Origin of the sequence: Sorangium sp. So ce375, assembly GCF_051473855.1 — a bacterium.
Taxonomy (GTDB): domain Bacteria; phylum Myxococcota_A; class Polyangia; order Polyangiales; family Polyangiaceae; genus Sorangium.
In genome coordinates this window covers 9,902,220-9,923,773 of record NZ_CP150335.1, presented here as the reverse complement: position 1 = coordinate 9,923,773, position 21,554 = coordinate 9,902,220, and the positions used below count along the sequence as shown (strand labels likewise).

Genomic DNA, 21,554 nt, shown 5'->3' with positions numbered 1-21,554 from the left:
CCCGAGGCTCAGGCTCCGGGCGGGGGCTACCGCAAGCGGCGCCACCGCTTGAGCACGGCAGCAAGGCGGCTGCGGCCTCGGCGGATCCGCGAGAACGCCGTCCCGACGGGCAGCACGAGGCTCAGGGCAACCTCGCTCACCTGCTGCCCCTCCCCGCCGAGGATTAGCACCCGGCGCTCCCGGGGCTCCACCAGCCAGAGCAGTTCCAGGAGGGCGCGCGCCTCTACCTCGCCGTGGGGGGACGGCACCCGGCTGGCGACGTAGGCCCGCGGGTCGGCGACGGCGACCCTCGCCGGGCGGAGCCGCGCTCGCCGCTTGATCTGCGAGGCGCCGCAGCGTAGCGTCCGGGGCTGCGAGCTCGCCGTGGGTCGCGCGGGCGTCGGGGCGACTCCCCACGTCGCGAGCGCTTCGCTCGCCGGTCCAGGGCGCGCGGCGGCTGGGAGGTGAGCGCGATGGCCGAGACATCAGCACCGAGCAGGCCTTATCTCGAGGGGAACTACGCGCCGATCCTCGCCGAGATCGACGCTCCTGACCTTGATGTAACCGGCGAGATCCCGCGCGACCTCGAGGGCATGTTCGTTCGCAACAGCTCGAATCCGCGCTTCGAGCCGAAGGGGCGATATCACTGGTTCGACGGCGACGGCATGCTCCACGGCGTGCATTTCCAGGGCGGCAAGGCGACATACCGCAACCGCTGGATCCGGACGAAGGGCTTCCTCGCCGAGCAGGAGGCGGGGGGACCTCTGTGGACCGGCGTGACCGAGCGGCCGGATTTCACGAACCCGCGCGGGCCATTCAAGGACACGGCGAACACGGACATCGCGCTCCACGGCGGCCGGCTCCTCGCGCTCTGGTGGCTCGGGGGCGAACCCTACGCCATCGGGCTCCCCGGCCTGGAGACGTGCGGCACCGAGACCTTCGGCGGCCGCGTCCCCACGATGTCGGCCCACCCCAAGGTCGATCCGGTGAGCGGCGAGCTCCTGTTCTTCGATTACAAGCCCTTCCCGCCCTACCTGAGCTACGGCGTCGTCTTGGCCGGCGGCGAGCTCGTGCACCACACGACCATCGATCTTCCGGGGCCGCGGCTCCAGCACGACATGGCGATCACCGAGCGTTTCGCCATCTTCCTCGACATGTCGATGATGTGGGATCCGGCGAAGCTCGCCCAGGGACGCACGAAGGTCGGATTCTTCCGGGACAAGCCCACCCGCTTCGGCGTCCTGCCGCGCCGGGCGCAGGGGTCCGAGATCCGGTGGTTCGAGGCGTCCCCTTGCTATATTTACCACACCATCAACGCCTGGGAGGACGGCGACACGATCGTGGTGCTCGGATGCAAGATCGACGATCCGCTCGTCGACGACCCGGAAGCGCCGCCGCGGCGGGCGGCCGTGCCCGCGATCGGATTCCTGCGGCTCGAGCCGACCCTCTATCGATGGACCCTCGAGCTCGGGAGCGGCCGTGTCCGCGAAGAGCGGCTCGACGACGTGCTCACGGAGTTCCCGAGCATGGACAGGCGCCTGCTCGGCCGGCCGTCGAGGTACAGCTACAACCCGCGCCTCGCGCCCGCGCCCACGCTGCTCTTCGACGGTCTGGTCAAATATGATCACCAGACCGGCCGCTCGTGGACGCACGCCTATCCGCGCGGCTTTTACGGCGGGGAGGTCGCGTTCGCGCCGCGCGTGGGGGCGCGGGGCGAGGACGACGGCTATCTCGTCACGTTCGTCGTCGAGGAAGCGACCGGCGCCTCGGAGCTCCACGTGCTCGACGCGGCGAACGTCGACCGCGCCCCCATCGCCCGGCTGCGGATCCCGCAGCGCGTCCCGACCGGCTATCACGCCGCGTGGGTGCCCGCGGATCGGCTCGCGGCGAGGTAGTCGGCGAGGCCCTGCCCAGCCCGGACCCGAGCCGCCCCGGTGCTATCGCCGTGACATCGAGCGGCCCCGCGGCGCGTGAGACGTTCCGTCGGGCGTACCGAGCGCAGAACGCCGGAACGACGAGCCATCGTGCGGTCACGATGGCGACGCGTTCGTCTGCGCGATTGCCGGACGCCAAGGGACGCCCAATGCAAATGCAAGCGAGGCTTATGAGGTTCATTGCGAGCGCAGCCAGCGCCGCAGGTGGCCGCGCCGTTTGGCGCGACGAGCCGAATCCGACGAAGGACAGCGCCTAGAGGCGGCGGATCCAGGAGCGCAGCGCCGCGAGCCCGGCCTCGTCGACCACCTCGGTCCCGAGGGGCGGCATCGAAGGCCAGTCGGGATCGCGCCGCCGGGCGCGCTCCACCACGTCGCTCTCCTCGGGATCGCCCGGGTCGATCACCTTGCCCACGGCGGTGCGGTACGTGGCCGTCGCCTCGACGGAGGCGAGGTCGCCGACCCGGAGCGTGAAGTCGAAGCTGCGCTCCGGGTCGTAGCAGCGCGCGCCGTCGCTCTGCGGGCGGCGCTTGTTGTGGCAGTGGCTGCAGTTCGCGTGCAGCCACCCGAGGGCGGCGCGCGCCGCGGCGTCGCCGGGCAGCTCGACGGGCGTGGGCGGAGGATCCGAGAGCATCCCGCGGGCGGCGACCTCGTCGAGGTCGACCTCGCCGGGGCTCGCGGCGAGCTGGATCGCGGAGAACCCGAGCACGCGGCTCTCCGTGCCGCCGTGGCAGCCCATGCACTCGGCCGCCGCGGGCACGTCGTGTGATGTCCCGCGCGCGTCCACGGCGCCTCCGGGCGTCGCGAGCGCGTCGGTGCCGTCCGCGTTCCAGACGTAGGCGAGCGCGGCCCAGTCCTCGGGGGCGGAGCCCACCTTGGCGAGCACGCGGGTCTCGACGAGCACGCCGTCCCTGCGGAACTCCTTCCAGAGATGGGTCCCCTCGGGGAACTGCCATGCGTCCTGATCGCCGGTGTCGATCCGCGCGCCGGGCGGCAGCCGGATGAACCGGCGCTTCTCCGCGCCGTCGCTCCAGAGCCCGAATCCGGGCTCGTAGGCCACCACGTCGCTCGCCACCGTGCCCGCGGCGATATCGGCGTACAGGCCGGTCTGCGACAGCGCGGCCGGCAACGCGGACTGACGCGCAGGATCGGGCGCGTCGCATTGGCGGAAATCCTCGCAGCCCGCGGCGGCGAGGCCCGCGGCGGCGAGGCAGAGAAGGGTGGCTTGAGGGGGAATCCGGCCTCTCTCTCGGTTGGGCATGGCCGTATCTAGGCAGGCGCGGTGTGCCACCTCCAGTGATGGTTCGTGATAGATGTCATCATCGTGGTGAATCTATCGAGCATCGACCTCAACCTGCTCCACGTCCTCGCGGTCACGCTCGAGGAGCGCAGCGCGACGCGCGCGGCGCGGCGGCTCGGCGTCACGCAGTCGGCGGTCTCGAACGCGCTCGCGAGGGCGCGCGAGCTCCTCGGCGATCCGCTGCTCGTCCGCGACGGCCACGGCATGGCGCCGACGCCGGCGGCGGAGGAGCTGCTGCCGGAGCTCGCCGCGGCGATGGGGCAGCTACGGGCCATGATCGAGCACCGCCGGACGTTCGATCCGCGCACGTCGAAGCGGGAGCTCACGATCGCCTGCGCCGACAACGCGCAGATCGCGGACGTGCCGCCCGTCGTGGCGGCGCTCGCGCGGGAGATGCCGCTCGCGCGGCTTCGTGTGGTGAGCATCGATTACCTGGTGGCGGCGGGGGGCATGTCCGCGGGCGGGATCGACGCGGCGATCGGGCTGCGGAAGCGCGACCCTGGGCTGCGCGTCGCGCCGCTCTACCGGGACCCGACGGTCGGGATCGTCCGCCACGATCACCCGATCGTGCGCCAGCGTCTGACGCGGGGCTCCTTCCCGCGGCTCGGCTTCATCGACGTGCACATCCCGCTCGGCCGTCCGGGCCGGGGTCACGCCATCGTCGAGGAGGCCCTCCGCGCGCGGGGCCTGGTCCGCCGGATTGCCCTGGTGGTCCCCGGGTTCGCGGCTGCGGCGATGGCGGCGGCGGGCAGCGACCTGGTGGCGTTCATGCCTCGCCGCGTCGCCGTGGCGCTCGGGTCGCACCTCGCGGTCCGGATCGTGGAGCTGCCGGTGAAGGACCTCGGGCACGAGATGTGGCTCGCGTGGCATGAGCGGACACACAAGGATCCGGCGGCGGCGTGCCTGAGGAGGGTGATCCTCGATACGCTGCGCGCGGTGGACGGGCCTGTGGTTCGACCCGACCCGGGTTGAGGCAGGCCGTCGTCTACCTGGGCGAACGTACGCAGCTCCACGCCCGGGACTGCCTCACTGTCGGCGCCGCCGGAGAGCGCGAATGCGCAGTGGGCGGGTGATGATCGTCCCAGCGCCTCTTCCAACGGCCGCGACGGTGACGAGGGCGTGCGCGCTCCCCCGGCCGGGACGACAGCGCGGTGCCGCCGGTTCAAAGGCTCGCGCCAACGCCGCGGACGTGCCTTGTCCAAAGTAGGCCAAAGAAGGCCAAAGTAGAAAGGCGCGCGAGAAGCGGATTGGGCGACTAGGCGTAAGAAGTTGACGTTGAATCGTCGTGCGCTATAGCAGCGCCTTACATCTGCGGCTCCCAGGTCCCGCAACCCACGATAGCGGTGCGTCGAGGCGGGATTTCTCGGTGCGCCTTGTCGCGGACGCGACTTCGCGTCCACGTCCGCGTTCACGTCGACAGTCGATTCATCAAGAGAAAGGATCGGTCATGCAACACCCACGCATAGCCCGCCATCTCGGAGTGGTGCTCTACGCACATCTGACGCTGGGGTTGGCGGCCCCCGCGTTCGCGCAAGGGGGTGATACGCTCGTCTCTGTCGGCAGGCCGGACTCGCCTTTTTCGCAGAACAAGCAGAATGAACCGGCGGTCGCGGTGGATGCCAACCATCCGAACGTGGTCGCGGCCGGGGCGAACGACCTTATAGATTTGGAGGCGTGCAAGGCCGGCGATCCGACGACCTGCCCGTTCACCCAGGGGGTCGGCACCTCCGGGGTCTACTTCTCCTTCGACAGCGGCCAGACCTGGACGCAGCCGACCTACAGAGGCTGGACGGCCAGAAATTGTCTTGGACCCGGGGAATGTACACCGGATGTCGGGCCAATCGGCACGCTGCCCAAGTACTACGAGAACGGGCTGGTCTCCGACGGCGATCCGGCGGTCGCCTTTGGTCCTCGCCCAGGTCCGAACGGATTCTCGTGGAACAACGGCTCGCGTCTGTACTATGCCAATCTGACCGCCAACTTCAGCGCCGAGCGCGGCGAGCAGGCGTTCAGGGGCTTCGAAGCCGTCGCCGTGTCCCGCATCGACGGAGACCCTGCGCTCACTCCCGAAATAGTAGCCGACCAGAACAACTGGCTGCCTCCTGTCATCGCTTCGCAGCGTCAGAGCTCAACGACGTTCTCCGACAAGGAGCAGATCTGGGCCGACAACGCCGAGAGCAGTCCGTTCTTCGGCAATGTCTACGTCTGCTTTGCCCAGTTCCGAGGTCAACCGGGCGCGGCGGCGCCGCTGACAGTGATACGCTCGACCGATGGCGGCGATACCTGGGAGCAGAAGCAAGTCACCCCTGCGCACAACGTCCCGTCGACGATGTGGGGGCAGTCCGGCTGCACGATCCGCACCGATAGCACCGGCGTGGTTTATGTATTCTACGAGCAGTTCCAGTCACCCTTCCGGTTCTTACCTCCGCACGGCGCGCACATGCTGGTCAAGTCGTTCGACGGCGGGAGGAGCTTCACGAGGCCGCGGGAGCTCTTTCGGATCACCGATCCGTGCTTCTTTGTCGATCCTGTGATCGGCCGCTGCGTCATGGATGGCATCGCGGGCGCGCGCAATGATCTCGCTGGCAGTCCCAGCGTCGATATCGCGAACGGTGCTCCGACCGGGGACGACGCCACGGACGAGATCGTGGACACGTGGGTCGACGGCCGAGATGGCTTGAACTTTGAGCGTGTCATGCTCAGCCACTCGACCGATGGTGGGGCGACCTGGTCCGGTCCGACGGCGATCCAGAGCCCCGGCGACCGCGGGTACTATACTGCGCCTGCCCTCTCTCCCGATGGAACAGATCTCTACATCGTCTATAACGCATTCCTCACCCCGTTCCGCAACAACACGACAGATCCGCGGAGCCTCGTGGGCGTGGTGCTCCACGCCGACATCGGAGCGGGAGGCGCGCCGACAGGATTTTCTGAGTTGCATCGCGGTGCTTCAGGCGATCCCCGCGGCTCCAGCCAGAACGACCTCGTGGCCGAGTTTCTGGGCGACTACGTGTACGCGGCGGCGACGAGGGACTTCGGCGTCGCTGTCTGGAACGACGTGCGTGACGCCGCAGACTGCCCCGCGATAGACGCCTTCCGTCAGTCGCTGAGCAACGGCGGCACGGTTCCCACGCCGAGGCCCAACACCGACTGTCCGCTCACCTTCGGCAACTCGGATATCTTCGGAGGATCCTTCGCTGACCCGACGCCGTAGAACGCCGCGCCGAACGGCCCGCGCACGAGCCTCGGGTCGGCCGGTTCTGGTCCGCAGATCCCACCACGGACCATCTCTGCGAGGAGCGCGTCAGTGCACTGCATCGGTGGCGCGAACACGCTCGTCGAGGTCAGAAGGTGGCGCACCTGACGGTGATGTCGCCGTTGGCGTCCACGCTGCAGTTGAGGACATCCATGCACTCATTCGACTGGTCGACGCACTCAGTGCAGCTGGCAATGCCGCAGCCTTGGGGCAGGTCGCGGCACTCGTGCTGGGGGAACCCGCAGCCGTCGGGTTGGGTCTCGATACATATTTGTGCCGCCTTCTCGCAGAACAATTCGCCGCACGCGAAGCGCCCTTCAGGCGCGGGCCCACAGTTTCCGAGGCTCGACGTGCCCACGCCGGCGGAGTCCGCGAGACACGCGTTGTCGTAGACCTTGCCGTCGCAGCCGCAGACAGGTGGACCGCCAAGGTCGCTGCACGAAACGGGCACAGCACAGTAGCCCTCCGTCGGGCAGGAGGCGTCGGGCGGGCTCGTCCCGCACGCATGGTCGCCGAACAGGCAATGCGACCCCGGCTCGCAAGGCCCATTCACCCCACACGCCTCGCCAGCTGTCTCGGAGCCGGAGCTCCCGCTGGTGCCGGCGGTCGACGTGGACCCGCTGGCGCCGGCGGTCGACGTGGAGCTCGGGGTATCCTCAACGGTGACAGAGCCGCACGCCGCAAGCAGTGCGGCCGTCAGCAGCGCGACGGTGACAGCAGCCCATGATCTTCGCATCGATGATTGATGTGGCATACGTTCGCCCCAGGCAAAGCCTGCGCCAGGCGCGTTGTGCCCCGATCTCCGTTGTTTCTCCAGCCGGCGAACGAGGTTCGTGTCGCGTTGTGCCGAAGCTGGCCATGGCGTGCCCCAGTGCCTCCGGAGGGTGTCCACCGCCCGGGAGACTGAAAACCTGGGGCCGGCTGTGGAGGGCGTGTGGGAAGCGGCGCGACGGCCGTCGCCAGGACGACGCGAGCTTCGTCAGCGCCAGCGAGCTGCTCGGTCACCGCGCCCACGCTGGAGGTGAGCGGGGCGCCCTTCGCGAGGTGAACGCGGTGTTCGCCCCCGTCGCTTTTGTGAGCCGCCGCGACCCCCCTCGTGACCACCTATTCGAGCTCCCGTGCCCTTGCCCAGCTCAGCCCTCGCTCCCCGGCTCACGCTCGTCCGCCCGAGCCCCCTGGCCGATCTGGACGACGCCGGCCTCGCCCGCGCGGCGGCCGAGGGCCAGCCAGGCGCCGCCGGCGCGGTCTGGGATCGGTACGGCGCCCTGGTGCACGGCCTGCTCCGCCGCGTGCTCGGCCCGGGCGGCGACGTCGAGGACCACGCCCAGGAGACGTTCCTGCAGTTCTTCCGCGAGGTGAAGAACCTGCGGGATCCCGCGGCGCTGCGGCCGTTCCTCCTCGGCATCGCCGTGCGCGTCGCGCGATCGGCGCTGCGGCGCCGGCGGTTCCGGCGCTGGTTCTCGCTCACCGACAGCGGGGCGCTGCCGGACGGGCCGGCCGAGGGCGTCGACGAGGGCGCGCGCGAGGCGGTCGCGCGGCTCTACGCGCTGCTCGACAGGCTGGACGACAGGGCGCGGCTCCTCTTCGTGCTGCGCCACATCGAGGGGCTGGAGCTCGCGGAGACCGCGCAGGCGAGCGGGATGTCCCTGGCGACGACCAAGCGCCACCTGGTCAAGGTGACCGCGCGCGTCCACGCGATGGCCGAGCGAGATCCGCTCCTCGCCGCCTACGCCGTGCCCGCGGAGGAGGCGAGCGATGGCTGATCCGAGGCCCAGGGTTTCGCCGGAGGTCGCCCTGCGGCGGCTCGCGGGGCTGGCGCGCGACGCCGGAGCCGTGGAGCGGACCGATCGCGCGCTCGTCCGCGGGCGCGCGCGGCTGATCGAGGAGATCGAGCGGGTCGCGCCGCCGCGCGCGCCGCGGCGGGGCTGGGTCATCCCCGCCGCGCTCGCGCCGCTGCTCGTGATCGTCGGCCTGTGGGCCCTCCGCCCGGCGGCGCGGCTCGATTACCGGATCGACGGGGCCGCGCCCGCCGACAGCTACGTGGGCGCCGGCGAGAGCGGGGCCACGGCGCGCTTCAGCGAGGGGACGACCGTCCGCTTCGCGCCGGGGGCGCGCGGGCGTGTCGCCGCGGTCACGGCGCGCGGCGCGCAGATCCACATCGAGCACGGCGCTGCGCACTTCCGGGTCGTGCACCTGCCGGGCGCCGAGTGGATCGCGGAGGCGGGGCCGTTCACCGTCACCGTGACGGGCACGGAGTTCGACCTGAGCTGGCAGGACGAGCGCATGGATCTGACGATGCAGAGCGGCTCGGTCGCCGTGCGCGGCCCGCTGGCCGAGGGCGGCATCGCGGTCCAGGGCGGCCAGCGCCTGGTCGCGGACGTCGTCCGCGGAGAGCTCACCATCGCCGATCAGAAGACAGCCGCCGATCTGCGCGCGCCCGCGGGCGACGATCCGCGCGAGGCCGGCGCGACGGACGAACCCGAGGCAGAGGTCGATCCCGGTGCGCCCGGCGCGAAGGCCGATGTCGACACGAAGGCCGATGTGGACGCGAAGGTCGATGTCGACGCGAAGGCCCGCCCCGGCGCCACGGCCAGGCGCGGCGCGGGCGCCGTCGCCCCGCGTTCCGGCCAGGACCGCGCGCCCGCGCCGCAGAGCTACCGCGCGCGCGTGGCCCGCGGCGACTTCGCCGGGGCGATCGCGGACGCGGAGTCCCGGGGGATCGACGCGACCATCGCGGCGAGCCCGCTCTCCGAGCTCGCCGCGCTGGCCGACGCCGCCCGCTACGCGGGGCGAAACGATCTGGCGAAGCGGGTCCTGGTCGTCGAGCGCGCGCGGTTCCCCGGCTCGCCCGAGGCGCGCTCGGCCGCGTTCCTGCTCGGGCGCATGGCCGAGCCGAGCTCGCCCGCGGCGGCCATCGGCTGGTACGATCAGTACCTCTCCGAGTCGCCCGCTGGCTCGCTCGCGGCGGAGGCGCTCGGCCGGAAGATGGTCGTGGTGCGCGCCTCCCGGGGCGACGCCGCCGCCCGGCCGGTCGCCGAGGAGTACCTCGCGCGTTACCCGGGCGGGGCCTTCGCGGCCGCCGCGGCGGAGATCCTCGGTCGCCCATGAGGGCGCGCGGGCTCGCGCTCGCGCTCTGCGCGGCGCTCCTCGTGTCTCGGGAGGCGCGCGCGGCGGAGCGGACCGCCGAGGTGGTGCTGGTGCGCTCGCCGCGCGCCGGGAAGGTGATCGAGGAAGCCACGGTCCGCCTCGCGGGCGAGCTGCGCGCCGTGGGCCTCTCGGCCCGCTTCCTGGACGGCACGCCGGGCGTCGAGGGGCGCGCGGCGATCGAGGGGGCAGGGGGCGCGTTCGCTGCCATCGCCATCGTCGAGACCGACCGCGGCGCGGTCGCCGACGCGTGGGTCGCGGATCACACGACGAAGGAGACCATCGTCCGCCGCGCGGATCTCGGCGACCCCGACGCGACGAACGCGGCGAGCGATCTCGCCGTGCGCTCGGCCGAGCTCTTCCGCGCGAGCCTGCTCGGCCTGAGCGACGAGGAGCGGAGGAAGCTGCCGGAGCAGGTGGCGCGATGGATCGCCGAGGCCCCGCGGCCGGCGGCTCCCGCGCCCGTGGCGCCCGCGGCCGAGCCGGGGCGCGCGCAGGCGCCGGCCGCGCCCCGAGATCGACCCGCCGCGGCGGGCGCGCGCGCCGCACCGCCGCGGCGCGCGCCAGGCAGCGCAGCGCCGCGCGAGCGCGCCGCCCGGGAGCTCGGGCTGAGCCTCGAGGCGGGGCTCGCGGTGGTCGCCGGCGGCGTCGGCGCCGTGCCCGGCCCGTATCTCCGCGTCGAGTACGGCCTGCCGGCGGGGTTCTCGCTCGGCGGGACCTTGGTGCCGGCCGTCGTCGAGAGGCGCCTCGAGGCGCCCGCCGGGAGCGTGGCGCTCGGCCAGACGCTGGCGCTGGTCGGCGCCGCGTACGCTGCCGGCGCAGAGACGTGGGGGATCCATCCGGTGCTCGCGCTCGGCGCGGGCGTCTACGATCTGACGATCGACGGCCGGGCGAACCCGCCGCACCGGGACAGGCGTCAGCGCTGGCTCACCGTCGGGATCTCCGCGGGGGGCGGCCTCGGCGTCCGCGTCCTTCCGCGCCTGACCGCGCTCCTGAGGCTCGATGTCCTCCTGCTCGCGAGAGAGCCGGTCGTGACCATCGCGGGCACGGAAGTGGGCCGGACAGGGCGCCCGGCGCTCCTCCCGAGCCTCGGGCTCAAGCTGGGCTTCTGACCTGCGGACTCCTGCGGGAGACTCGATTTTCATGAGCTACGGAGAGCGCGTCACACCCACTTATCCGAGCGAGGCTTCGGGTGGCTTCGCATCGAGAGGGAGAACCATGAGCTTTCCTATTTCTGCGCGCCCGCGGCTCCTCGCCGCGGCGGCGCTGCTCGTCCTGCTCTACGCGTGCGACATCAGCAGGCTTGAAGGGCTCGATACGACGGAGCAGCGGGTGAACACGGAACCGTGCCCGCCTTCGAGCTTCTGTCCGGACCTGGGTAGCCAGGACGAGGGTGACCCGGACGAGGGTGACCCGGACGAGGGCTATCTCGGAGCGGGGGGAGCCCCGCCGGAGGTGGAGTGCGGCAACGGCGTGGTGCAGCGGCCGTCGGAGCAGTGCGACGACGGCAATACCGACGACGAGGACGGGTGCACCAGCGCCTGCACGCTCACCGAGTTCTCGGTCGACGCGGTGTGCGGCGACGGCGTTGTGCAGACCCCGGTGGAGCAATGCGACGACGGCAATACCGATGATGACGACGGGTGCGCCAACGACTGCCTGTTCAGCACCGTCGCGTTCGAGTACAGCGGCGTGGTCACCGCCGTGAAGCAGGCGGGCGCCGCCACTGACCCCCAGGGGCCGCGGGACACGGGGGTTCAGGTCGGCGATACCTTCAGCGGGATCTATTATTTCGATCCGCACATGCACGATTACGACGGCCATCCGGACTCGTCCCTCTATTCATTCTACAATGCGCCGGGCTTCTTCGGGCATCAGGCGCAGGTCGGTCCGCTGACCGTCACCTCGGCTCTGCACGCTCCCCAGGAGATCTCGTCTGGATCCCCTACGACGATCTCGCTCACCGACGGCGCCGTCGGTCGAGACGATAGCTACCAGGTGAACTGCTCGCTCAATGAAGTCGCGGGCCTCCCCTCATGGGATGTCGATCTCATTTCCCCTCACTGGAGCCTATCCCTATTGAGCCTGAGCGACCCGTCGGCGATCACGTCCACCGCGCTGCCGGACACGCCGCCTGATCTCAGCAAGTTCGAGGTGGCGAGCGTCGTCCTGAGGCTCACGTACCAGGCCACGCCTTCGCCCTTCCAGAGTACCATTTACATCACGGCCGAGCTGACCTCGCTCACGCGCGTGGCGAGCGACTGACCTCACGGCGCGAGCGGCGGCGCGCGCCGCCGCCCGGGCAGGCGCGCCGGCCACCGAGCGACGGCCGGCGCGACCCACCCCCTTCACCCGATCACGGCAGCACCGCGCGCCTCGGGCACTCGCCGTCGCCCTGGAAGTCGCCGAGCGTGCGCGCCTGCGCGACCACGTAGTCGTACGCCGTCTCGATGGGGCCGCCGGGCGCGCCGGCGAGGTTGTACTCCTCGCCGAACACGTCGGCGGCGTTCACCTGCTTGAGCTCGTCGAGCGTCGTCTCGCCGTCGCCGTCGAGATCGCTGTCCGCGATGTACTGCGCGTAGCGCTTTGTCAGCTCCACGCCCGCGGTGATGTTGTCGAAGAACCAGTGGTCGCCGTGGATGGTCGGCTTCACCGCGACCGTGCCGCTGGTCGGCACGCTGAACCCGTTGATCCCGTCCTCGGTCGCGCAATCGTCGAACGACGTGCCGGCCGAGAGGCCCCAGCTGAAGCGCACCCGGGCCGCGGGGACACACGCGTCGCCGGGCGGCGGGCACGACTGCCCATCCTCCTTCTCGATGAAGCCCTCGAAGAACAGCGAGTAGCCGCCCTCGACCATCCTGTCCACGTCGGCCGCCGTGGTGGGCGGAAGCGTCTTCACCCCCGGCTTCGCGTTCGGGAGATCGAACCCGAAGCGGTCCCAGCGCACCGCGCTCACGTCTTGGAACTCCGCGATCACGTACCTCGTCGCCGGGGCGTTCTTGAGGTCGAGCACGAACACCGAGTCATCGCCGAGCGTCTCCTCGGCGTCCGAGCGCGCGGCGCGCACGTTGCCGATCGTCACGAGGAAGCGCTCGTACGTGACCTTCCAGCCGTCCGCGATGTTCTCCTCCCCCGCGCCCGGCTCGAGGCCCTCGGGGATGGTGTCCTCCGGCTCCACGAAGATCTGCACGGCGCCGGTCTCGGACGTCGCGCCGCTGTCATCGCCGCACCCCGCGACGAGCGCGAGCGCACACGCCGCCACCACGAACCCTGTCTTCTTCAGTCTCTGCATGATCAAGCTCCTGAGTCGTCTCGAAATCCCGACGAGCGCGCCCAAGCGCGCCCGGCGAGCGCAGGCCCGCGCCGCTCGCGCGCCCAGCGCCCGCATCCCCCTCTGGCCTCGTGAGATGCTCAGGCCGCCGGCGGGGAGCTCTTCGGCGCCAGGATGAGCAAGGGGATGGGCCGGACCTCGGGCGAGGGCCGGATCGAGGCGAGGCGGACCACCTCGATCAGCGTGGCCTCCGCCACGCGGTGCACGGGCGCGCCGAGCTGGCCGCGCAGCGCGAACGCGTCGCAGTGCTCGTCGCCCTCGTGGCGAGGCGCGAGCGCGTCGCACTGGTCGTCGCCCCCGCCGGGCCGCGCGCCGAGCCGGTCGCCGGGAGGACGGCGATGCGCCCGGCGCGTCGACGCAGCGACGGCGACGGTTGCCGCGTGGACGAGCTCACCGTGCTCGCAGCGGGCGTGCCGGACGAGCAACGCGTGCGCCAGGCTGCACAGCTGGGCCGCGAGCGCGAGCGCCACGAGCCATCGCGCTCGCCACCGGCAGAGGCGGCTCCGGCCAGGCCGCCGCTGCGCTGCGGCCGTCACGCGGGCCGGACGGCGGCTCACGGAGATCGCCTCATGGCGACGTCGACCAGACGAACTGCGGCCGGTGTACCGAGATCATGTCGTAGCGCAGCCGCTGGTGCGCGGGCGACCCCGGCGCGATGGAGACCTGGGTCGCTCCTCCCTCGGCCAGGGCGTCGAAATCGACGCTCGCGAGCCACTCGTCCACGACGTCGAAGCGGACCGCGAGGCGGACCGGCTCCGCGCCGACGCTCGCGGCGACCGCGAGGCTCGGGACGGCGAGCAGCCCCTGGCGCTGCGGCACGGCGTCGACGTCCGCCTCGAAGTCGAGCGCCTCCGCGCCCCGCGTCGCGCGCCCGCGCAGGTGGACGGAGCTGACGCCGGGATCTTCGGGCGCCGGCGTGGGCGACGACTCGGTCGAGAACCAGTGGATGCCGTAGTTGAACGACACGCTCCGGATCTCGCCCTCGAAGCCGTGGACCAGGCCGAGCGGCTGCGGAGCGGGGTCGAGCAGGTCGACGCGCGTGATCGTGGTCAGCTCGGCGATCGCGGTCTCGCAGAGCGTCGACGCGCCGGACTCCGCGGCGCAGAAGTAGGCCGGGCCGAAGGCGACCGTCGCCTCGTCGAGCGCGATCGTCCACGCGCCCGCGGCGATCTCCCCGGGGACAGCGGCCTCGGCGTGCGCGGCGTACGTGACCTCGGGCTGGCCGGTGCCGGCGCAGGCGGACGCGGACGACCCGAGGAGGAAGGCGGCGAGGAGGGGGCGCGCGGCCAGCGGGAGGCTCGGGTCGTTCATAGCGAGAGCGTCACGTTCGCGAGGATCGAGCGCGGCGGTCCGGCGCTGATGTGCCGGGCCGGAAGCTCGGAGGGGATCGACGGCTGCGACGCGCCCGCGGCGCGCGGCCAGTACGACTTGAACGAGTACTCGGTGTCGGCGTAGTCGGCGTCGAGCAGGTTCTGCGCCTCGACCCCGACCTCGATCCAGGGGCCGCCCTGCGCGGCGCCGCGGCCGACACGCAGGCTCCGACGCAAGGAGAGGGACGCGTCCGCCACGAAGACCGGCGCCGCGACCTGCGCGTACGGCAGCGGGCGCGGCGAGAGGAACGTCGCGCCATAGCCGAGCCGCCCCTCGACGGGCGCGCCGGCGAGGGTGAAGAGCGGCCGCTTCAGCGCGAGGTCGGCGCGGACCACGACGGGCGGCACGAACGGGAGCTGCTGTCCCTTCACGTACGGCGGCGACGGGTTCGCGGGCGTCGGCGGGGGCGGCTCGTCCAGCGTGGCGTGGACGAACGTCGCGCTCACGCCCGCCGTGAGCGTGGGGCTCGGCGCCGCCTGCAGGTAGGCGACGAGCCCGCGGCGGGTCGTCCGGCCGATGCGCACGAGCGCGCCCTCGGCCGCGTCGAACGCGAGATCGTAGGAGAGGCGCGTCTCGTAGGCGGCCGCGGTCACGCTGAGGCCGCCGCCGGGGCGCAGCGTGGCGCCGGCCTCGTAGCTCCTCACGGTCGCGAACGGCGCGTTGTCCCCGTCCTCGAGCAGCCGCGCCTGCGGCGAGCGGTAGCCGTGCCCGTACGAGGCGGACACGCGCAGCTCGGGCAGCGGGTCGATCTCCAGCGTGGCCCGCGGGCCGGCGGCCAGGCCCGCCGCGGTGCGCCGGAACCCCTCGATGTGCGTCTCCTTCTGCGCCGCCGGGATGAAGTTGCCGATGCGGTCGTCCACGTCGAAGACCAGCAGGTCGGCGCGCAGGCCGCCGCGGAGGCGCGCGTAGCGCGACAGCTCGAGCAGCGCGTCGGCGTGGGCGCCGATCCCGATCAGCCGGATCGACGCGTCGATGCGCTGATCCCAGGTCTCGTTCTGGGGCGGCTGGAGGAGGTTCTGCGCTTGCTCGATGCCGTCGGTCTGCACCTCGGCGCCGACGGCGATCTGGCCGGTGAGCCAGGGCGCGAGCGGGATCCGCGGCGTGCGGTAGGTGAGGCCGCCGCCGAGCGCGGCGTCCTGGTTCGCCTGCTCGATGAGGTCGCCCCTGCCGACCCAGTCGGGCCGCCGGCGCGAGCGCAGCGTGTAGCCGGTGAAGTTCATCCGGCTCCGGTACCCGGACGTCGCGGCCCAGAGCCAGGCGCTCTTCTGAGAGCCGTCGTCGGAAGGCCGCTCGACGCTCAGCGCGACCTCCAGCCGCGTCGACGCGGCCGACTGCGCGCGCGCCGCGAGATCCGGGTAGGCGTCGTGGAAGTCGACGCGCCCCGCCTCGATGTCGTCGCGCCGGAGCACGCCGGCGAGGTTCGCGCGGCTGCCGTGGGCCGCCACGTGCAGCAGGGCCGAGTACTCGTCCGGCAGCGGCACGCGGTACTGGCCGACGGCGCCCCCGGAGATCGCCCCGCGCGTGCCGTCGCCGAAGCCGTCGGTCGCGCGCACCACCGCGGCCCCGAACGTGTCCTCCGACTCCGCCTCCGGCGCCCAGATCGCGAGCAGCCGCCGCGTGCCGAACGAGCCGAGCGTGCCCTTGAGCTGTAGCCCGCGCTCCTCGACGCCGAGGTCGAAGTACGCGCTCCCCGCGACCGCGAAGTCGCCCTGCTGCGGGTCGTACACGCCCTCGACGACGCGGAGCGACCGCACCACCTCCGGGATGATCACGCTGAGATCCGCGTAGCCCTGGCCGTGGACGTGCGAGCGCTGGTTCAGCGGGATCGGCCCGACCCGGAGCTCGACGTCCTGGCCGTGCTCGGCGTCGAAGCCGCGGAGGAAGATGCGCTGCGCGACCGCCTCGCCCTCGGGGTGCGCGACGTGGACGCCGGGCGCCGTGCGGAGCAGATCCGCGGCGGTCGCGTGCGGCGCGGCGGAGAGCGCGGCGCGGCCGATCCGGAAGTCGCTCGCGGCGCGGCGCGGCGGGTTCGGGCGGCCCTGCACGTGGATCTCGATCGGCTTGCCGGGCTCGGCCACCGCGTGCGGGCCCGCGACGCCCCCGGCGAACTCCACCGGCTTCGGCGCCGCCGGCGGGGGCGGCGGGGGCGCCGCCCGCTGATCCGCCGGCTCCGGCGCCTCCGCCGGCGCCGGCGCCGGCTGTTCCTCGTGGGGGCCCGGCGCGAAGTGGAACGGCACCCGGATCCGCGCCCGCACCGGCGCGCCGCCGCGCATGGCCGGCGAGAAACGCCACCGCCGCACGGCCTTCATGGCCGCGTCATCGAACGCCGCGCCGCCGGACTCGGCCACGACCGCGTCGCTGACCGTGCCGTCCTTCTCGACCGTCACGAACAGCGTGACCGTGGTGTCGACGCCCTCCGCGAGCCGATCGGGCGGGTACTCCGGATCCACGTGCTCGAGGATCTGCGGCGCCACGGGCGCTTCCGGGTGCGGCTCAGGCTGCCCGAGCGCCGCCGGCGCGGCGAGCGCGATGGCGGAGAGGCAGCAGAAGGAGAGCCAGCGTCCCCTCGACGCGAGGGCTCTCCGGATGTTGACGGCGTTCTCCATGGCGCTCGCGGCGGTGCACGTGCGCGGTGCGCCTGCGCGAGGCGCCTGTCTCTCGTCCAGACGCGCGCAGGAGCGACCGAGCTCAGGGCGACTACCACGCCGCACAGCGGTGCCGCAAGCGCCGCACCGCGAGCGCCGCGGCCGCGCAAACGGCGCAAACGACGGCGACGGAAGCGCGAGACGTCCCACGCGCGCGCGACTTCTCGGCGACCCATTGCGCCGGTCCAGCGGCGGTCTCGCCGCGGGGCGCGGGGCCGTGTATCGTCACGTCATGCCGAATGAGACGCTCGTCCAGGCGGTCAAGACCATCGTCGCCCTCGCGCGCGGGGGCGATCTCGAGGCGGCCTACCGGGGATACCGTGAACTCTTCCAGAAGCCGGAGTTTCTCAAGCACCGTCCCGAGGATCAGCGGCAGGTGCTGCGGCTCATGATCCTCGCCAAGGGCGTGCCGTCCACGCCGACCGACGCGATGATCGAGGCCCACCGCGCCGCGGTCCCCGCGCTGACCGAGCTCGTGTCGATCCACGGCGATCCCGGGGACCACGAGCTCCTCGGGCTCTGCCACGTCGTGCTCGGCAACCTCGAGAGCGCCGACAAGATCTTCCGCGCTGGCCTCACCATCGAGCGCGAGCGCAACCCCCAGAGCGATCTGTGCGGCACGCTGATGAAGCGGATCTCGCTCCTCTAGCGCGCGCTCGTCAGGGACGGGACTAGTTTCCAGCAGCTCCCGTCCTGGTAGGATGGCCCTGGGCGCAATGGCTGCGCGCCGTCAGGGAGTCCATGTACGTCATCGCGGTCGCGAGCCAGAAGGGCGGCGTGGGAAAAACCACGATTTCCCTCAACCTCGGGCTCGCCCTTGCGCGCGCGGGCAACCGCGCGTTGATCCTGGAGCTCGACGCGCAGGGGAGCCTCGGGCTGTCGCTGGGCCTCGCCGATCGCGCGCGGCCGGGCGTCGCGGAGCTGCTCACGGGCGCCGAGCGCCTCGAGTCGGTGCTGCTCCGGACGCGCGAGCCGCAGCTCCAGGTGCTCACGGTCGGCCGGGTCGATCCCACGACCGTCGCGGGCTTCGAGGACGCGCTCGCCCGCGGGCCCGTGCTCCCGAGCGTGCTCGCGCGGCTCTCGCCGGACTTCGACATCGTGGTCGTCGATTGCCCCGCGGGGCTCGGCAAGGTCACCACGCGGGCGCTGGAGGTGGCGACGCACGCGCTATTGCCGCTCCAGGCCGAGCCGCTCGCGCTCCGCTCGGTCGGCCAGCTGCTCGCGGTGATCGATCGCGTCCGCGCCGAGAAGAACCCGCACCTGTCGATGATCGGCATGGTGCTGTCGATGTTCGACCGGCAGGCGTCCGCGTCGCTCGACGTCGCCGAGACGCTCTGGACGAAGTTCCCCGACGGGATCATCCTCGATACCGTCATCCCGCGCGACGAGGCGTTCCTCGATGCGTCTCTCCGCGGGGCGCCGCTCCTGCTCATGCAGAAGCGCCCTCCGCCGCTCGCGCGCGTCTTCGATCAGCTCGCGAACGACGTGCTGGTTCGCCTGGACCCCACCTCGCCGGACGACGACGATGGCCCGATCTCGCTCCTCCTTTGATGTCGACGGCGCCGTCGTCACCGCGGCGGCGCTGGTCAAGCGGTCGAAGTCGCGGAGGCCGCGGGCGGCGTCGGTCGCGCCCGCGGCCGCGCCGCTCGTGTCGTTCGAGTCGCGGCCGCCTTCCTCGCGGGCGGAGCCGGAGCCGATGTCCTCGTCGCCGCTCTCTCCGTCGTTCGAGGAGCTCGCGCCGTCGAGCGATCTCCTGCCCCTGTCGAGCCCCCTGTCGAGCGCGGGCGTGGGCGGCGAGCTCGGGCTCCGGGGCGCGCTGCCCTCGTCGGCCGACGACGTCGACTCGCGGCGCGGCGCGTCGCTCGATCTGCGGCCTCTGGCCTCCCCGCCGTCGTTCGCGGCGTCGCGCGAGCCGTTCGAGGAGGGGCTCGACGTCGCCGTCGAGGCGCTCTCGACGGGCCGCGCGCCGCGCTTCCCGGACCTCGCGGCGGCGGGCGGGCCGGTCGCGCGCTGCGAGCGGGTGCTCGAGTGGATCGCCGAGGCGACGGGCGCCACGGACGTGTTCCTCGCGGACGCGGCCGGGCTCCCGTTCGCCGGCGCGATCCGCGACACGGAGGCGAGGCTCGCCGCCTCGGGCCTCATCGCGTCGGCGATCGGCTCGCTCGTCGCGGCGCTGCCCGGCGCCCCGTCGCAGCGCTTCGATCTCTGCGTGGGCGACGGGCCGTTCTTCCAGCTCATCGGGTTCCAGGTGCGCTCCGCCGCGTACATCGTCGGCATGATGCGCCCCGGCCCGCTCACGCCGCGCGAGGCGCACGCCGTCCGGATCGCGTGCCGGCACGCGCTCGACGCCGCGGTCGGGGTCGTCGGTTGAGCGCGGAGCACGGCGAGCCCTCGTTCGGTCGCGGCATCACGGCGGGCGCGGGCGCGCTGGACGACGACGATCCGCTCGCGCCGATCGCGCTCGACGGCATCGGCTACGGCGTCGGCGGCCTCGACGCCATCGTCGTGTTCCACCTCGGCGACGCGCGCGTCCACGCCGTGTTCGTCCGCGAGGGCGCGGCCCTCTCGCCCGGCGACGTGGCCGCGGGGCTGCGCGACGCGTACCTCGGGAGCCAGCTCGCCGCGCAGCGGCTCGTCCCGGAGCGCGAGGGCTCGATCCGGCCCGCCCGGGGCCGCGGCGCGCGATCGTCGAGCAAGCCGCCGCGCTCGCAGGGCCGCGCGGAGGAGCTCCCGGACCCGGTGGTCACGCTGGAGCTGAGCGGCCGGACCGTGCTCCTGCGCCGCGTCCGCGCGTGCGTCGTCGCGAGCCTGTTCGACGGCACGATGCCGCTCGGCATGGCGCGGCTCGTGGCGCAGCGGATCGCCGCGACGCTCGCGCCGGAGCTGCCGCTCGAGGAGCCGTCCGAGGAGATGCTGAGCGACCCGTCGGGGCTCTTCGAGGAGCCGCTCAGCGCGGACACGGTGGACGATCTCGTGCGGGGCGTCGCGCGCTCGGCGCCGCCGAGGGGCTCGTCCAGCATCCCGGCGCGCCGGACCGGCGGGACGCCGCCGCCCGCCGACGCGCCGTCGGCCGAGGCCGCGCGGATCGAGCGGCTGCTCGCGCTGCTCGAGGCGCGCGCGCCGGAGCCGCACGTGGCGCGGCTCCGGCTCGCCTTGCGCGCCGGGCTGACGCCGCTCGCGCTCGAGCACCCCGACGGGCTCGGCGCGGAGGCGATGGTGCTCGTCGAGACGGCGGTCGCGGACATCCTCGGCCTGGACCGCGCCGCGCTGCGGAGGCTCCTGTGACGGCGCTCCGGCACGGCCTGCGGGGCCGCATCGAGGGCCCGCTCGGCGATCTGGTCGGCCCGATCGTCCCGTACGGCCTGCTCCACGTGGCGGATCAGCTGGTGATCGCGCACTCGCACCACTTCGCGCTCTTCCTGGAGCAGACGATCTTCGACGCGCTCGGCGGGGAGAGCCGCGGCGTGCGCCGGCAGGCCGCGTTCGAGGCGGCGCACGCGCTGCTCGGCCCGCTGTACGAGGACCGCCACGGGGCGTCGCCGCGGGAGAAGCTTTCGCTCGCGGGCGAGCTGTTCGCCGCGATGGGGCAGGGCCGGCTGCGGTTCGAGGTGAGCGCGGAGGGCGGCTCGGTGCAGGCGCAGTCGCTCTTCCATGGGACGAGCTTCCTCGCGAAGTACGGCGGTCGGATCCAGAACCGGCTGGTGATGGACGCGTTCGCCTCGGGCTACTGCGCGGCCGCGGCGAGCCTCGCGTTCCCTTCGGACTGGGGGCGGCTCGACGCCGACGAGGTGACGTGCGTCGCGCGGGGCGACGCGGCCTGCACGTTCCTGCTGACGCGGCGATCGGAGCGGCCGCGCTTCGGCGAGGCGCTGACGCGCAAGCAGGTCGAGTCGGCGCGGGTGCGCTGGGAGCCCGACGGCGGGCCTCTCTCCCGGGCGCAGCGCGTGGAGGGCGCGATGCTCGAGGAGCTCGGGGCGCTGCGGTCCGACGAGCGCGGGCTCATCTCGGCGTACGGGGTGAACCTGGCGCTCTTGCCCGCGGGGTACCTCGACCAGAAGACGTTCGACACGGTGCACCTCATCGAGCGGCGGTCCCCGGAGCTCGTCCCGGTGTTCGAGGCGCTCGTGCGCGAGGCGGCGCAGACGGGCGCGTTCCACCTGCTCGGGGGGATGCTCTCGTCCGCGTCGTTCGAGGCGGCGTGTGGTCCGGTGGGCAGGGACCAGCACGAGCGCCTGGAGCAGCTGCTCGGGCTCGCCCGCACGCTCGGCTGGGGGGCGTTCTCCGCGCCGGAGTTCCAGCCGGGCCGGGTGCTGGTGCTGCGGGCGCCGATCACGCACGAGAGCGCGTATTACGCGATGAAGCACGGGTCCACGGCGCGGGGGCGGCTCCTGTTTCAGCAGGGGACGGCGCTCGCGATCATGCAGCTCCTGCACCGGGTGGATTTCGGGACGGAGCGGCCGATCGACGCGGAGACGTATGGTGGGCTGTTCAAGATGGGGACGCGGTTCCGCGCGCAAGAGACGAAGTCGCCGCTGAGGGGCGATGACGCGTGTGAGGTGCGGGTGGAGGCGGTCGAGGACAGGTGGTGACGTTCACG

Annotated in this window: 17 protein-coding genes; 12 read left to right on the top strand and 5 right to left on the bottom strand. The window is 72.7% G+C overall.

Annotation, left to right across the window (positions count from 1 at the left end; all coding sequences use genetic code 11):
* Nucleotides 1-452: 452 nt before the first annotated feature.
* Nucleotides 453-1,874, top strand: a complete 1,422-nt coding sequence (locus tag WME90_RS37025; RefSeq protein ID WP_437276784.1) for a carotenoid oxygenase family protein — start codon at nt 453-455, stop codon at nt 1,872-1,874.
* A 292-nt stretch (nt 1,875-2,166) separates the two neighbouring features.
* Here the strand turns inward: WME90_RS37025 and WME90_RS37020 are convergent, their stop codons facing one another.
* Nucleotides 2,167-3,171, bottom strand: a complete 1,005-nt coding sequence (locus WME90_RS37020) for a hypothetical protein (protein ID WP_437276783.1) — start codon at nt 3,169-3,171, stop codon at nt 2,167-2,169.
* A 45-nt stretch (nt 3,172-3,216) separates the two neighbouring features.
* Between WME90_RS37020 and WME90_RS37015 the strand changes: the two genes are divergently transcribed.
* The 6 genes from WME90_RS37015 to WME90_RS36990 all read left to right on the top strand — a co-directional run bounded on the left by WME90_RS37015 (nt 3,217) and on the right by WME90_RS36990 (nt 11,875).
* Nucleotides 3,217-4,182, top strand: a complete 966-nt coding sequence (locus WME90_RS37015; RefSeq protein ID WP_437276782.1) for a LysR family transcriptional regulator — start codon at nt 3,217-3,219, stop codon at nt 4,180-4,182.
* Between the two features lie 475 nt (nt 4,183-4,657).
* Entirely contained in the window at nt 4,658-6,424 is a 1,767-nt protein-coding gene (locus WME90_RS37010) for a sialidase family protein (RefSeq protein ID WP_437276781.1), read from the top strand.
* A gap of 1,160 nt (nt 6,425-7,584) precedes the next feature.
* Complete coding sequence (locus WME90_RS37005) at nt 7,585-8,229, top strand: RNA polymerase sigma factor (RefSeq protein WP_437276780.1); 645 nt, start codon at nt 7,585-7,587, stop codon at nt 8,227-8,229.
* Nucleotides 8,222-9,574, top strand: a complete 1,353-nt coding sequence (locus WME90_RS37000; protein WP_437276779.1) for a FecR domain-containing protein — start codon at nt 8,222-8,224, stop codon at nt 9,572-9,574. Before WME90_RS37005 ends, WME90_RS37000 begins: the two co-directional genes overlap by 8 nt.
* Nucleotides 9,571-10,722 carry a hypothetical protein gene (locus WME90_RS36995; RefSeq protein ID WP_437276778.1) on the top strand — a complete coding sequence of 384 codons (1,152 nt, stop codon included), beginning with the start codon at nt 9,571-9,573 and terminating at the stop codon, nt 10,720-10,722. Before WME90_RS37000 ends, WME90_RS36995 begins: the two co-directional genes overlap by 4 nt.
* Before the next feature lie 106 nt (nt 10,723-10,828).
* Nucleotides 10,829-11,875, top strand: a complete 1,047-nt coding sequence (locus tag WME90_RS36990; RefSeq protein WP_437276777.1) for a DUF4215 domain-containing protein — start codon at nt 10,829-10,831, stop codon at nt 11,873-11,875.
* A 91-nt stretch (nt 11,876-11,966) separates the two neighbouring features.
* On the opposite strand, the gene WME90_RS36985 is transcribed toward WME90_RS36990, so the two are convergent.
* From WME90_RS36985 to WME90_RS36970, 4 genes are all read right to left on the bottom strand, one after another.
* Complete coding sequence (locus WME90_RS36985) at nt 11,967-12,902, bottom strand: hypothetical protein (protein WP_437276776.1); 936 nt, start codon at nt 12,900-12,902, stop codon at nt 11,967-11,969.
* A 119-nt stretch (nt 12,903-13,021) separates the two neighbouring features.
* On the bottom strand, nt 13,022-13,498 hold the full coding sequence (locus tag WME90_RS36980) for a hypothetical protein (protein ID WP_437276775.1): 477 nt from the start codon (nt 13,496-13,498) through the stop codon (nt 13,022-13,024).
* A 10-nt stretch (nt 13,499-13,508) separates the two neighbouring features.
* Nucleotides 13,509-14,252, bottom strand: coding sequence for a hypothetical protein (locus WME90_RS36975; protein WP_437276774.1), 744 nt, complete (start codon nt 14,250-14,252; stop codon nt 13,509-13,511).
* Entirely contained in the window at nt 14,249-16,918 is a 2,670-nt protein-coding gene (locus WME90_RS36970; RefSeq protein WP_437276773.1) for a TonB family protein, read from the bottom strand. Before WME90_RS36970 ends, WME90_RS36975 begins: the two co-directional genes overlap by 4 nt.
* A 271-nt stretch (nt 16,919-17,189) precedes the next feature.
* Here WME90_RS36970 and WME90_RS36965 point away from each other — a divergent pair, with 271 nt between their 5' ends.
* From WME90_RS36965 to WME90_RS36945, 5 genes are all read left to right on the top strand, one after another.
* A complete protein-coding gene (locus WME90_RS36965) occupies nt 17,190-17,606 on the top strand; it encodes a hypothetical protein (RefSeq protein ID WP_437276772.1) in 417 nt (138 codons plus the stop codon).
* 92 nt (nt 17,607-17,698) lie between these two features.
* Nucleotides 17,699-18,508: a ParA family protein gene (locus tag WME90_RS36960; protein WP_437276771.1), complete on the top strand. Its 810-nt coding sequence runs from the start codon at nt 17,699-17,701 to the stop codon at nt 18,506-18,508.
* Nucleotides 18,483-19,328, top strand: coding sequence for a hypothetical protein (locus WME90_RS36955; RefSeq protein WP_437276770.1), 846 nt, complete (start codon nt 18,483-18,485; stop codon nt 19,326-19,328). Before WME90_RS36960 ends, WME90_RS36955 begins: the two co-directional genes overlap by 26 nt.
* Complete coding sequence (locus WME90_RS36950; RefSeq protein ID WP_437276769.1) at nt 19,325-20,242, top strand: hypothetical protein; 918 nt, start codon at nt 19,325-19,327, stop codon at nt 20,240-20,242. Before WME90_RS36955 ends, WME90_RS36950 begins: the two co-directional genes overlap by 4 nt.
* Nucleotides 20,239-21,546, top strand: coding sequence for a hypothetical protein (locus WME90_RS36945; RefSeq protein ID WP_437276768.1), 1,308 nt, complete (start codon nt 20,239-20,241; stop codon nt 21,544-21,546). Before WME90_RS36950 ends, WME90_RS36945 begins: the two co-directional genes overlap by 4 nt.
* The last annotated feature ends 8 nt before the right edge of the window (nt 21,547-21,554 follow it).